This window comes from Candidatus Villigracilis saccharophilus (assembly GCF_016711665.1).
In genome coordinates this window covers 1-13,615 of record NZ_JADJSO010000007.1, presented here as the reverse complement: position 1 = coordinate 13,615, position 13,615 = coordinate 1, and the positions used below count along the sequence as shown (strand labels likewise).

Below are 13,615 nucleotides of genomic sequence, written 5' to 3'. Positions count from 1 at the left end.
AGAGGTTAACATGTCAGGTCAACAAAGAACAGTCTGCCCGCATTTAGGGTTGCGCCAGGATAACGCAACCCACATGGGATTTCCCTCGGTTGCTAATTTTTGTTTGAATTGCAGGAATCCCACCCTGCCCAGCCTTGCGCATCAAAAGAGCCACTGCCTCGGCAGCGCACATGTCGAATGCCCGGTTTACCTGGCACAGGGACGGGTTTCCATGCCGGCGGATTTGCGTGGAACAGCCTTACCAATCAGCGGGAATATACTGAAGTTCGTCCCGATTTTTGTTATCGTTTTGTTGGGTATTATCTTTTTTGTGGTCCGTCCCATGCTTTGGCCCAAAGATTCACAGATAGATGTCCCAGAGCCAATCCTGCCCCTTGTTGTTCAACCAACTATGATATCTGCGCCTGCCGCTCAAGATCCGACGCCCACCTTATCAGAATCTGTCGCTGTAGTGCCCATTCCCAGTTCAACTCCCGAATTACCTCGCCCCATTCTCGCTTTTGAGGTAACTCGTGTCCCTTTAGGCGGAAACCAGTCCTATCTTATTCATGTGGTTAAGGAACAGGAGACCCTGGACCTAATTGCAGTCAATTACAATACGACCGTCCAGGCTATCATCGCAGTCAATTACAAGATTACACCTCCCGTCTGGGTGGATTACCCAATCGTTGTTCCGGTAGGTGCAGAAGACGAGACCGGTCTCCCATCATTTATTGTGTATGAGGTAAAAGACGAGGAACTGATCTCTTCTAAATTGCTTGCAGAGAAGCTAACTGTTGATGTGGAAAGTCTGGAACGCTATAATGGCTGCAGTAATGATTGTCAGTTTGCAAGGGGGGATGTTTTGCTGATACTACAGACGCCGTAATATCATTCCCCGCTGAAGATCACCTCGATCGTTAGATCATTGCGTAGTTCCAATCGCGCTGTCCATGCGTCAGCATTTTCTGTCAAGGGAATGTTGGCGCTTTTGATTCTGACTCCGCTGGGCAGATTTACTGTCAGGACAAAAGGCTGTGAGACCATACCCGGTTGTTTTTGTACCTTCAGCCGGTATGTCCACGACTGATTTTCATCGTCCCATGTTACAACATTGGCTGGTAGGTTATATTCAAATATGGTATTTGTAGACTGGCGTGTTGGCGTGATTACCATCATGCCAAAGACCTGCGCGCCTGAGATGTCCTCGCTGCCAAGGTCGTCTGTGCGGGCAGGGATGGTCTCCCCCAGCATAGTGGCTTCCGCAGGGATCTCCCGGGGATTGGAATGTAATAGCTCTGTTCCTTTGGGAGTATAAATGCGCAGATAACCCCAATGGCATTCATCGATGTTATATACTGCGTCTGGTATTTGTTCTGGCTGGTTGACGGGAAGTAAAAACCTGCTTGTGAAAAAAGGTTCGCACAGGACGCTCAACTTCGAATGGTTAATCTGTTCTATCTGCAGGCGGCCGCTTGGCGCCGTCGGAACTGTCAAGTTTAGGTTATATTTAAATAACATCTCCATAACTGCGTTCGATTTGTTATACCCCATATTGGCATCCACTGTCATCAGGTAATCAGAGTTTTGCGGGATGCGTACGGAGCCGTCCCAATTCCTGCGTTCCAGAAATTTGCCCGCTTCTTCATTGTCAAATTGCAAAAGAAGGTGCTTTTCATCAAGGAGTTCAAGCATCACAGGCATGAGTTTGGTCCATATTTGTCCGCGCGCGTTCAGTATTTTTTCCAGTAAAGGCTTCGCAAGTTTGCTGATGAATTGTTTACGGTCCCACTTGCCGGTTACACCTTTGGGTCGTGTTTCCTTGGCGGAGCGCATATAATCCAGTACGTTCTCATGAGTGATGGGGAAACTTACATTATCAACACGCACTGGTCCTAGTGTTTCCAGCAGGCGTACGATCATATGCGTGTCCATGGCGATGACGCCGTTTGCGGAAGTTGATTTGGAATAAGAGTAGAAATATTCTGCCCAGGAAGCGGTAGTTGGGAAGTTCGTGAACCAATTCGAATCTCTGAATAGCAACATTTCGATATTCATGAACTCCTCAAATTGCCAGGGTGGAATGGGATGGGGTTTGCTGAGATCATCCACTAATTCTGAAGATTCAATATTGATACTGATCAACTTCCCATCCATCACTACTGCTGAGCCTGCCGCTGTTAGGTACCCGCCGGTTGGACGCAGTTCATCTTCATTTTGCATGAGAATTAAATAGGTTTGGGGACCAGCTTCGCCGCCTCCCAGTAATTGTGGAGCGATGCGCACCATGCTCAAGGCATCTTCCATGGGAAACGCGCCTGAGAGCGAGTTGAAAAGCGGATCGATCTTGCCTTCCACAATATTTTTAATCCTTGGGATCAACATCCCCGCTTCGATCTTTTTTCGCGCCTCCTGCGCCTGTGCCAGCGAGATCTGCGCATTCAACAACTGTGGGCTTGCAGATTGTAATTTCAAGAGCAGATCCATTACCTCCAATGGCTGGTCGTTTAACAATGCGGTTTCAATTGCAGGTGTAATTGCGCTTAATCCCTCGTCTGCTGCGCTTGCAAGGTTTTGCGCCAGGGCAAGAACCGGTTCCGCCTGACTCACCGTTCCGCCGTATTTAGGGATCCAAGCCAGGTATGGTGCCGTCCATAGATAGGGCCGTACTTCAGTCTCAAGCGTATCCAGGTTAACTCGCAGCTCATGTACTTTACTGGCCATTTCCGGTAGCTTCTCGAGATCGGGCGTCGGGATAAGGTAGGTTTCCAATGCGTTTGCTTTTGTTTCAATCGCCAGTACGTGTTGATAAATATTCCAAGCCTTCCAGCTGAGAAAAGTTATGGCAAACAGCGCTAGAAGAGAGAATGCTATGACTGCCTGCTTAACGATACTCGACTTGACGGGGGGCGGCACGTGATCGGTGTTCAGGCGTTTTTGTTCCATATTCACCATCTCGGCCAGTTGTTCAATCCCTTTGCGCTGCCAGTCGCTGAGCGTGCTGTTTGCGGATGGCTGGGATTCATTGCCTGTAAAGCGATATGTTGCCCGCTCAAGATCAGTGAGTCCATCTATGCGGCCATATACAAAGAATAAAATGGAATTATCAAGGCTTTCCCACGCATCTCGCAGACTGGACGGAAAAGACTCCCCGCGTAAAAATGGAGCGAAATACTGCGCCGCCAGGATTCCAAACACCCCCCAGCGTGTATCGAGTCTTTTTCCCTTGCGCGGCGGGTTGGGTGGCATCATCTTTCGAAAAACGTCCGTTACCATTTGTACAAGCTGTTCGCCGGAGGATTTGCTTGTTCCTGGAGCTTTCCAGGGATGATCATTCAGCATATCCGGGGCGCGTAGGTTTGAAAGGATTTCTTTCAACAACTCAATATGTAATGTGTTTGTTTTTTTCATCTATATAATAGGAGTATTTTGGGGGTCAGATTGTCTATTGAGAAGGATTTCAAATCCGTAAAAAATCCGTAACGATTTTACTGCACCAATTCATTATAATGTAGCCCATTGATTAATTGGATATCAACCCTCTAGATTAATAAATTTATTAAAGGAGAATAAAAATGAATATAAAAAATCGTTTTGTGATCGCGGTAGCTCTGGCTATGGTGCTTGTTTTAATTGCAGCCGGTACATGGGCTGCACCCAAATTAGCAGGGACTGTCCCGCCTGTTCCTGAGACTGGTGGATCAGAGGTGGACACAAGTGTACCTGTTCCTGCTGTCGGCGCCCCGGCTTGTGTCGGCGGGCCGGTAGATATGCGGACCGCGATATTCACACCAAATGAGACTGTTTGTATCAGCGTTTTGAATGTGGCAGACCCTGTTACTGCTTATGTCGCAGCTCCGGAAGGGAAAACCTTTGTCGGCGATGTATTCAAAGTCACGGCCCCTTCCACGGATACCATTGTCCAGGTTTGTTACGCCTACCCGACCGAACTTGCTTCCAAAGAAGCTAAAATTTACAAACTGAACGAGGAAGCAACCCCGTTTGTTTGGATTGAAGTTCCCGGCGCAGTTGTCGCGGATGGCACCCTCTGCGTTTCAAGCGCTGTGGGTCCAACAAGCAATATCGGTGTCTTTGCCTTGATCGGCAACCCATAATATCCTGGCTTGTATCTAAAATAAAATCAGGAAAGACTGCGTGTCTTTCCTGATTTTATTTTAAGCCTTGGGTTTGACAAATAATAGGCGGGATAATAACGCTGGAAATTTACTTACCAATTATCTTGACGAGAATTATTGTTTTATGTTCACTTAAACTGTGTGCATTTTGGCAGGTTCTAGGGAAAAAGGAATAGTATAATAATTTTATCCACTGAGAAATTTCGATCGAGAATACACTCCTTGTTGGTGTCAAATAAAACGGTTGTGTCAGCCAGATTTCCTTTCAAATTTTTATAACCTTTGTCACATATCCAATATTAAACCTGTTAATGTCATCCATTCAATGTAGAAACTGTGGTTTTGTTAATCCTCCAAACATGCGTTTTTGTGGGAATTGCGGTCTGCGTCTATTGGCGACGGGCGTTCTGCCTGTTATTGAACCTATTCCCGATCACGTAGGTGCCAACCAGCTGGGCGAATTAGTCGGGGCAGATTTGTTGGATAGATTCAGACAGGCAGGTCTTGAAGCCACTGGTCAGCATCGCAAGGTAACAGTGCTGTTTGTAGATTTATCAGGATATACCCATCTTTCCGAGCAGCTTAATGATAGTGAACAGGTATACGAATTGGTGCAGCGCTGTACTAAAATGTTCGCGAATGATGTATATAAGTATGATGGGATGGTGGATAAATTCACCGGGGATGGATTGATGGCTCTATTTGGCGCGCCTATTGCGCATGAGAATAGTGCCGAACTTGCCATCCGCGCTGCGCTCGACATGCAATCTGATCTGGAAAAATTGAGCGCGGAACTTAAAGACCGCCTCGGTTCGGAAATCAAGGCGCACATTGGCCTGCATTCGGGCAGTGTCGTGGTCGGAGGGATTGGCTCGAACATGATGATGAATTACACTGCCATTGGCGATGTGGTCAACATGGCCAGCCGCATTGAAACTGCGGCTGATTCCGGCACAATTCTTGTCAGCGATGTTGTATATAAACAGGTACGTACCTTATTTGATTTTGAGGCGGTTCCGCCCTTGCACTTGAAAGGTGTCGGACAGCCGGTCGTTACTCATCGTGTACTTGGGACGAAAACCAAGCCGGGTTCGGTGCGTGGGATCGAAGGTTTATACGCTCCGATGGTTGGTCGTGACGGCGAACTTGCACGTCTGAACCAGACTGTTAACGCCATGAATAGTGAAAAATTGGGGCGTTTCTCTGCGGTCAGCGGAGAGGCGGGTATTGGGAAGAGCCGATTGATTTCAGAATTTAAATTCTTCCTATCACAACTACCGGTGCAGGTCCTGGAAGGCTACAGTCTGATCTATCGAAAGGGTATCTCCTATTGGATATTCCAGGATATGCTCCTGCGCTTGCTGGATGTGGATGCTGAAACTCCGAGAAGCGAATGCCAGGCTAGATTACGTGAGCGTGTTATCCGTGTATTGCCCAACCGGGTCGATGATGTTTTGCCCTATCTCGAGCAGATGCTCTCTCTGCCGCTCTCAAATCCTGAGACGGCAAAACGGATCAACTATTTGGCGGCTGAACAGCTTCGTCAGCAAATATTTCTGGCTGTTCGAGATTTAATCCTCGCAGAAACAAGCCAGAAGCCGGTTGTGTTGATCCTCGAGGATTTGCATTGGGCAGATTCGGGTTCTTTGGAATTGCTCGAGTTTCTAATGGATAGTCTGGTTAAAAATCCAGTCGTGATCGTGGCTGTATCCCGTTCTTTTGGGGATGGGAAACTCGCTGATATTACAAAAAGGGCCAGCGAACTTCTCCGGTTGCGGTTCACAGATTTATCGCTGAAGAGCCTGTCTCCAGATCAAAGTGACCGGCTTTTCTCGCAACTATTGGCGATCCAGAACATGCCGGAGGCGATGCGTGCTCATATTGTTCAACTGGCCTCCGGTATTCCCTTGTATCTGGAGGAAATTCTGCGCATGTTGATGGATCGAAACCTGCTGATTCGGGTCGATGGGCATTGGCGGCTTGCAGATAAGGTCGACCATATCCTATTGGGTGTTCCCGATACCATCGAAGGATTGATCCTGACGCGTTTTGATCATCTTGAATTGATTCAGCGCCATATTTTGAAAGTGGCAAGTGTGATTGGCCGCTCATTTACACGCGCCATCATTATTGAATGTCTGCCAACCCTCACCGTAGAGGAAGTTAATCAATCCATGCGCGTCTTGCTCGAACGTGAGTTTATTCTCCCCGACCTGTCGCCTGGCGGCGAGTATATGTATAAGCACGTTCTGGTTGCAGATACGATTTATAGTACTTTACTTAAGCGCGAGCAGAAGGAATTGCATGGCCGGGTGGCTGAGACCATTGAAAAGCTGTTTGCGGATAATCTCGAAAACCAGATTGATGTTCTTGCCCGCCATTATTTTTGGAGTGACCACGAAGAGCGTGCCCTTTATTACTTGATTTTGGCCGGACAGAAGTCTGCGCGCAACTACAATACGGCACAGGCGCAAAAATATTTTGAAGATGCGTTGTCGTTATTACCCAAAGTCGAACACTTGCCCCAACAGGCTATTCAGATTCATATCGGGTTGGGAGATGCTCTGTCATTGGCTGGCGACTATCCGAATACACGGGCGGCTTATGGGCGCGCCGCCCGATTGATTGCCGAGGATAAGAATGTCAGTCCTGAAATTGCCTGTAGTATACAAAGAAAGATCGGAATGACCCATGAAGGTCAGGGTGATTATGATCAAGCATTGGTCTGCCTTGGGATTGCACGCAAGATACTTTTGGAAAATGGGTTGGATTCACCTGCTGAACTCTCTCAAATCCTGAATGATACTGGTTGGATTTACTTTCGCCGCAGCAATTTGGACGAGGCCGAGAATTACCTGATGCAAGCACAGACCCTGGCTGAAAAAGCCGCCCGCTTGGATGTTGTTTCATCGGTTTACAACCGCCTTGGTGGGGTGCATTATCAAAAGGATCAGTTAAAACAGGCTCGTATTTTCGTTGCTAAGAGCATCTCCATTCGTGAAGAGATCGGCGATATTTTGGGTGTTGCGCGTTCATATAATAATCTTGGCAATCTTGGCTGGAAACTGGGTGACTGGGATGAGGCTTTGGATAATTTTAAGCGTAGCGCAGAATTACAGACTAGGCTGGGCGATATGGAGGGGATTATTATGCTCAATGGTAATCTGGGGCTGCTGCAGATTGACCGTGGTAATACAGATGAAGCTCGGCAATACTTGGAAGAAGCGTTGAATCAAGCTGAGCAAATCGGTCATAATTTTCATATTGCATTGTCTAATCATAATCTGAGCGTACTTTTCAATGCTCTTGGAGAATGGTCACTTGCTCTTGAACACAGCTTGCGAAGTGAAGCATTGCTCAAGAGTCTTGGAGAAAAAGCTACCTTGGTGGATGTGTTCGTGAATAAGGGTAGTATTTACCTTGGAATGAATGACCTTATAAAGGCTGCCCAGTGTGGAGAATCCGCTGTTTCCTTGCTGGCTGAATTTACCGCCGATACTGACACAGAAGTCAAAGGGACCGCCTTGAGATTGCTGGGCGATGTTGCTTTGGCCGTGAATAATGCGGATGAAGCCGAAAGACAATATCGTCAGGCGGAGCAGATCTTTGAAGCGACTGACAATCACTTGGAGCACGGACGTTTACTAATGCGGCGGGCACGTCTTGCTGCGCTTAAATCTGACCGCGAACTCTCCAAATCCTATCTTAAGAATGCAGAAAGAACTTTCAATCAATTAGGCGCTCGTTTGGATATCCAAAAACTGGACACCCTGGAACGGGAGTTGCGTTTTCCTCACAATTCATAATTTTATTGCTCGTTTTTTTCTAAATTTTTGCTTAATTTAAAAAGCCCCGACTTTTGGGTCGGGGGCTTTTATGTTCTTTATGTCTATTGTATTATTGGTCGAGCAGGAAGAACGATGTAGCTGTGTTGGAATTTTCAGCATCCGGACTTTCCCCGGCTGCAAAGCCATCCATGAATGTGGGATCTGAAATAGTACCGGCCCATGTACCGCGAGCCCCAGCCCACGTTCCACGTGCGCCAGCCCACGTGCTGTAACCGCCGGCCCATGTACCGCGAGCCCCAGCCCACGTTCCACGTGCACCGGCCCAAGTTCCGCGAGCTCCAGCCCACGTTCCACGTGCACCGGCCCAAGTTCCGCGAGCTCCAGCCCAAGCGCCATATTCACCCGCCCAAGTTCCGCGAGCTCCGGCCCACGTTCCTCGAGCTCCATCCCATACTCCGTAACCGCCAGCCCAGTCTGCGTATGGATCATATAAGCGGAAGGTAGCGGTAGCTTCGTCGTAGTATGAGTAGCCTTCGTAATGGATCGTTCCAGCCAGGTCGGCTTGGATATCCATCCCGTCATTGGCGGTTCCGCTGACTTCAGCGAAGACTGCGTCAGGAGCATTTACCATGCCCGCGCCTTGCTGCCACATGCTGTATAAGGCGTCTGTGGTGTTCGCATCCACCCATGGGAGGGCAGTGCCTGTTAACCGCATTTTGACTTCGTTAGGAGTAAGGGAAGGGTTGTTTGAAATAACAAGTGCCGCGACACCTGAGACGACCGCTGTTGCTTGCGAGGTTCCTGCCAGATTGAAATAGGATTTCTTAATCCAATTATCCGGATATTGTTTGACAAGCACTGATTTTGCCGGTACCACTGAGGTGATGTGTCCACCTGGAGCGATTAGATCGGGTTTTACAAAACCATCCAGGGTAGGTCCTGTACCAGAAAACGGAGTAATATAGTCGTCGTTCCAGTCTGCGGGGGTGAAATTGTCAGTGAATGCACCTACTGTGATAACGTATGGGTTATTCCCCGGAACCGTGACGGTCATAGGATCTGGTCCGTTATTGCCCGCGGCAACAATCACGGTCAAACCATTTGCCCAAACCTGGGTTACTGCTTGATTAAGAGGATCAGCCCAATATGGAGATTGAACCGGAGCGACTAGGGAGAGATTGACGATCCGGATATTATAGCGTGCTTGATTTTCGAGAACCCACTGAAGCCCCATGATCACTGTTTCGTAGGTGCCGTATCCGGTTTCATCCAGAACGCGCACACCAGCAAGTTTGACATCTGGAGCTACTCCATTCCAGTCGCCATCTGCGCCCTTCTGGCTGTTGGCAATGATACCGGCGACGTGGGACCCGTGGCCGTTGGGATCAATGGGTTTGCGGCTTGAGGAAATAAAATCCTTCCATGCAACAATACGATTGGATTTATTGTTCGCGCCTTTTGCTAACATCGGCAATTCGCCGAATATACCTGTATCGAGTACTGCCACGGTCACGCCAGAGCCGATCACTCCCTCTCCCCAAACGATATCAGCACCGATCACGTTCGGATAGTCGGTGGTGGTAACGCCTTTTCCTTATTCTTTTCTTCAACATTACTATCTTTACTATCTTTCTTCTTTTCCTTGTCATCCTCGCCAGGTTTATCATCATCGCTGGATTGAATAGTTCCATTAGGCACGACTGCGACGATTTCTTTTTCCAGGCGTAATCGGGCAGCGGCCTGATCGGTAAGCAGTGCGCCAACGGAGCGAATAATATCCAAACGTGAGGTGATCGTACCGCCGTGTTTTTCGACCAATTGGGCAGCTGTGTCAGTGGTGGTCGCCTGAATGATGTATGACTGCTGTTTTTGGGTTGCCGAGACGGGTGTTTCGCCAATGAGGCTGACCAGCACTCCCAGAATAGCTAACGCCATCATTGTCTTTAGTATGTAAGTAAATCTTTGTTTTTTCATGGCTGCCTCCAAAAAATCTCTCAAAAACAAACAGGCCTGGCTATTTTTGCCAGGCCTGCAAGACAGGTAACAATTGTCTCAACTTCGGCGGCCTGGCGATCGTGACCGATTTCTCGGTTTTAGACCCGTGGCTTTGCGTCGTCGGTTTTCACCGATTTTGCCTTTTCGTTTCTTTTATAGTTACATCATATCACTTTCCGAAGAAAATACTATATCCTTACAAAACTGATAAAAATTCCTGGTGTAATTATCCCTTGTCAGGAATAATGTAGGTGTAAGACTCGAGTAAATCGCACGCTTTGGTTATCCGTAATTATCCTTTCGCGCGATTTTGATAGGCTCTACTATTATGTTTGCTTCAGCAGACAGGCCGAGAAGTTTGATTATATTTGAACGAGTAATATACGCGTTTCCTTCAATTAAGACCCTTCCATTAATATCTTTAATCGGTTTGACTGCAAGCATACCAACCTCAAGCTCCTTAAGCGTAATCTCCCTGACTCGGTTTTCTTCCGGAATGGGCTGAAAGCTGTGCAGGGTGGTAAGCGCTTGAATGACTTCCGGCATATAACGATTTTGAGTGGCTTTTAACTTGGCAAGGATCTCGTCATGCATTAAACCCTTTAACAGAAGTTGATCATAGTCTATACAGATATTGAGAATATGCGATCCCAGATCAACCATATAGATTTCCGGGAAAGATGGATCAAGGCACAGATCATCAATCGAACGATCTTGACCGATGATCACTTTCGTAACCAGCTCAAGGCGGGGTATGTTTTCAATAGTTTACTGGCTGCAAAGGGGTGGTTTGAAAATATCACAGCCTCTGGCGCATTGAACATCTGGTTATCTTCAATTTTATCCAGCATCTGTTGTGAAAAAGTGATCCAGCCTAATTGCGAAAGAGCGGCTGCCATCTCATATTGCCAACCGTTGTTAATTTTTAGCTCTTTAACAATATGAGCGACAAGTTGTTGGGTGCGTAATGAGCGCCCATACGCTTTGGGATTGACGATTGCCAGTACTTCTGTAAGCATACTAATGGATTCTTTTAGTGTGTTTTCAAGAAGCTCTTTTTCAGACATGATCAATTGGTACTGTCTTAAGCCGGCGTTTAATGATTGGGTGAGTAATTTGCCTGAACAGGGCTTGGAGAGGAAGCGAAATATTTGACCCTTATTAATGGCATCCATGGCTGTTGGCAGGTCAGCATTGCCAGTCAGGATCATGCGAACGGTGTTAGGAGCTAAGTCCATTGCCTGAGTTAGAAATTTAATTCCATCCATTTTTGGCATGCGGAAATCCGATACAATCACGGCATAAGGACCGCTGCTGGAAATCTTTTCCAATCCTTCAAAGCCACTTTCAGCGACATCAATATTGTATTGCGTACTCAACTCGCGCTGGAGTGAATTGAGCAGGAGAATTTCATCGTCAACAAGAAGAATTTTATCAGTCATAATTTGCTCTTCTAGGTAAACGAATGGTAAACGTTGTCCCCTTGCCGGTCTCGCTCTCGAATTCTAATGTGCCGCCATGTTTTTTAACGATCACAGTATATGCAATCGCCAGCCCCTGGCCTGTTCCACGGCCTATATCCTTGGTTGTAAAAAAAGGATCAAAAATCTTGCTTTGGATTTCTTTTGGGATACCTGTTCCGTTGTCAGTGATACTCATTTCGATTAATTCTCCCGCTTGACGGCTGGCAATAACAATCTGACCTTTCTCTTCGCCAGAGTCTTGAATGGCGTGGATGGCGTTAATTATTATATTAAACGACCTGACTCAACTCGATGGGTAGACACTCCACACCAGGAAGATTTGGGTCGAGGTCGGTTTTGATTTCCGCTATAATTTTCCATTCGTTGCGGGAAAGGGAAATGGCATTCTGAATGATTTGATTCAGGTCGGCGATCTCCTTGTTCTCACTTCCAGGGTGTGTGAAAAAACGCATGGCAGTTACAATGTGGGAAATACGGTCGATGCCTTCGAGCGATTGTTCTATCGCTTTAGGTGCTTCTTGCTTGAAGTATTCCAATTGTGCAAAGGTGACATCTTTCTCTGAATCAATCGCTAATAAAGGAATTTTGATTCCAGTTTTGACCGCGTCTTTTGCTGATCTAACTTATCGAGCCATCCAAGAATAGTATCCAGTTGTTGGCCCAAAAACGCAAATTGCTGCCTACCAATTGGGTAGGTGTGTTTATTTCATGGGCTACCCCAGCAGCTAATTGGCCAATGGCTTCCAGTTTATTAGACCGCCCCACTTGATCTTCCAGTAATCGCCGTTCCGTAATATCGGATCCAATCAATAGAAAACCGGGATGTTCCTTATCTTTTAAAACAGGGGTGTCCAATTAATCGGCAGGTCAAAAAAATCCAAACCGACAACATCATCTGAAGACAACGATAATAGTTTGCTGGCTACATCATTCCATAGAGTCACCATTCCATTATTGTCTACTCCGATCATAATAGAGGAGATCGAACTAATGATCAGGTGAATTTCATTGTATGCTTCAGAAAGTGCTTTCCGCCCTAGCTCGTGTTCAGTGATTTCATGTTTTAGGTCCAGGTTGACCTGGACGAGTTCTGCAGTACGATCTTCAATAAGCTTTTCCAGTTCGTCTCGTGAGTGCCGGAGCCTGTAATCGGCAGCTTCCAAAGATTGCAGCATTTCATGAATCGCATTGCAAAGGAATGATATTTCATCTTTACCCCTGACAGGTACACGATCGGCCAAGTCACCGCTTAAACGCACCCCCGATGACTGACCTGTGCAACGACAATACGAAGTGACTTGACTGTCTAGTAAGTAAAGGGCTGTAAGAATAAAGAAAAGGCTGCCAAAGAATACAATGTAAATAAAAAATAGGATCGTATCATACCCATGATTATAGATATCCCTGTCCATTGCAGCCTTTAAGATCATGACTGGATTATTAAACACATCCTCAACCATCATGTAACCAGCAATATTTTTAGAGTTGAGTGGGTTGATGGATATCGCAGGCCCGCTGTCAGTCACCTGCTTGGCTCCTTCAAATTCAAGACGTAATGCTGAATTTATATAAGATTCGATTTGAATGGATAATTGAGTGGTATTAGATAATTGAGCAGCGAAACTGTCCCCCAGGGATCGTCCGATCACCAATATGCCGTGCTGCGGTCCTCAGATCTACTGGTCAATATTGGATGATATGCCATAAGGTTGGTTGGTCGTTTATTAATACAAATCCAGCAGACCCAGATTTTAGATTGGAGTTTTGTGAATTGGGAAGATTGATGATCTGGTCAAGAAGATTCGCAGAAATGGCCAAAGTTTCATTTTAATTAAGTCGTATCCATGGGATGTGATCACTTGACCGGATTTATCCATGATTATAAAAAATTTATGTTTAGATTGATAAAGGTATCAGGGTTATATTCGAAGCAATAAAGGCTGGATTTAAATTCTCTGTAAAGGCGTAAGTATCATCCCAGGTGGCATAGTCACTTGCATGAGATAATAAATTGTTTTTTTCAGTGGTGACTGCATTGAATGCGCGTTGTACATTTTTAATACAATACTCTTCTTCAAGATTGGAGAAGCTCTTTAATAAAATGAAGCGGGCTGATGCTTTTACCAAGCTGATAATTAGGAGAGAGATGGTAACAATGATAATTATTGACTTGTTTCTTAAAGTCATGGAGGACTCCAATGTGAAAATTCGTTCTACAACCTGTAGCGTTTCT

General features: G+C 46.4%; 12 protein-coding genes and 1 riboswitch. Of the genes, 3 read left to right on the top strand and 9 right to left on the bottom strand.

Annotated features, from left to right (window positions below):
- Nucleotides 1–10: 10 nt before the first annotated feature.
- Nucleotides 11–868, top strand: coding sequence for a LysM domain-containing protein (locus IPL17_RS03995; RefSeq protein ID WP_345305791.1), 858 nt, complete (start codon nt 11–13; stop codon nt 866–868).
- A gap of 2 nt (nt 869–870) precedes the next feature.
- Here IPL17_RS03995 and IPL17_RS03990 read toward each other — a convergent pair whose 3' ends face one another.
- Nucleotides 871–3,390, bottom strand: coding sequence for a DUF4012 domain-containing protein (locus tag IPL17_RS03990; RefSeq protein ID WP_345305790.1), 2,520 nt, complete (start codon nt 3,388–3,390; stop codon nt 871–873).
- A gap of 164 nt (nt 3,391–3,554) precedes the next feature.
- Between IPL17_RS03990 and IPL17_RS03985 the strand changes: the two genes are divergently transcribed.
- Both IPL17_RS03985 and IPL17_RS03980 read left to right on the top strand, forming a co-directional pair.
- The gene (locus IPL17_RS03985; protein WP_345305789.1) at nt 3,555–4,094 is read left to right on the top strand and encodes a hypothetical protein; all 540 of its coding nucleotides are present in this window, start codon (nt 3,555–3,557) and stop codon (nt 4,092–4,094) included.
- A gap of 380 nt (nt 4,095–4,474) precedes the next feature.
- Nucleotides 4,475–7,921 carry a tetratricopeptide repeat protein gene (locus tag IPL17_RS03980; protein ID WP_345305788.1) on the top strand — a complete coding sequence of 1,149 codons (3,447 nt, stop codon included), beginning with the start codon at nt 4,475–4,477 and terminating at the stop codon, nt 7,919–7,921.
- A gap of 91 nt (nt 7,922–8,012) precedes the next feature.
- On the opposite strand, the gene IPL17_RS03975 is transcribed toward IPL17_RS03980, so the two are convergent.
- The 8 genes from IPL17_RS03975 to IPL17_RS03940 form a co-directional block, all read right to left on the bottom strand.
- Entirely contained in the window at nt 8,013–9,464 is a 1,452-nt protein-coding gene (locus IPL17_RS03975; RefSeq protein WP_345305787.1) for a S8 family peptidase, read from the bottom strand.
- Entirely contained in the window at nt 9,461–9,877 is a 417-nt protein-coding gene (locus IPL17_RS03970) for a hypothetical protein (RefSeq protein WP_345305786.1), read from the bottom strand. Before IPL17_RS03970 ends, IPL17_RS03975 begins: the two co-directional genes overlap by 4 nt.
- A gap of 83 nt (nt 9,878–9,960) precedes the next feature.
- A riboswitch (cyclic di-GMP riboswitch) is annotated at nt 9,961–10,049 on the bottom strand.
- A 131-nt stretch (nt 10,050–10,180) separates the two neighbouring features.
- Nucleotides 10,181–10,627: a hypothetical protein gene (locus IPL17_RS03965; protein WP_345305785.1), complete on the bottom strand. Its 447-nt coding sequence runs from the start codon at nt 10,625–10,627 to the stop codon at nt 10,181–10,183.
- Complete coding sequence (locus IPL17_RS03960; RefSeq protein ID WP_345305784.1) at nt 10,624–11,340, bottom strand: response regulator; 717 nt, start codon at nt 11,338–11,340, stop codon at nt 10,624–10,626. Before IPL17_RS03960 ends, IPL17_RS03965 begins: the two co-directional genes overlap by 4 nt.
- A complete protein-coding gene (locus IPL17_RS03955; RefSeq protein WP_345305817.1) occupies nt 11,333–11,644 on the bottom strand; it encodes an ATP-binding protein in 312 nt (103 codons plus the stop codon). Before IPL17_RS03955 ends, IPL17_RS03960 begins: the two co-directional genes overlap by 8 nt.
- Before the next feature lie 7 nt (nt 11,645–11,651).
- Complete coding sequence (locus tag IPL17_RS03950) at nt 11,652–11,918, bottom strand: hypothetical protein (protein WP_345305783.1); 267 nt, start codon at nt 11,916–11,918, stop codon at nt 11,652–11,654.
- A gap of 300 nt (nt 11,919–12,218) precedes the next feature.
- A complete protein-coding gene (locus tag IPL17_RS03945) occupies nt 12,219–13,031 on the bottom strand; it encodes a PAS domain-containing protein (RefSeq protein WP_345305782.1) in 813 nt (270 codons plus the stop codon).
- Nucleotides 13,032–13,278: 247 nt separating this feature from the next.
- Nucleotides 13,279–13,615: CHASE4 domain-containing protein (locus tag IPL17_RS03940; RefSeq protein ID WP_345305781.1), on the bottom strand; the 337-nt coding region annotated here is incomplete at its 5' end.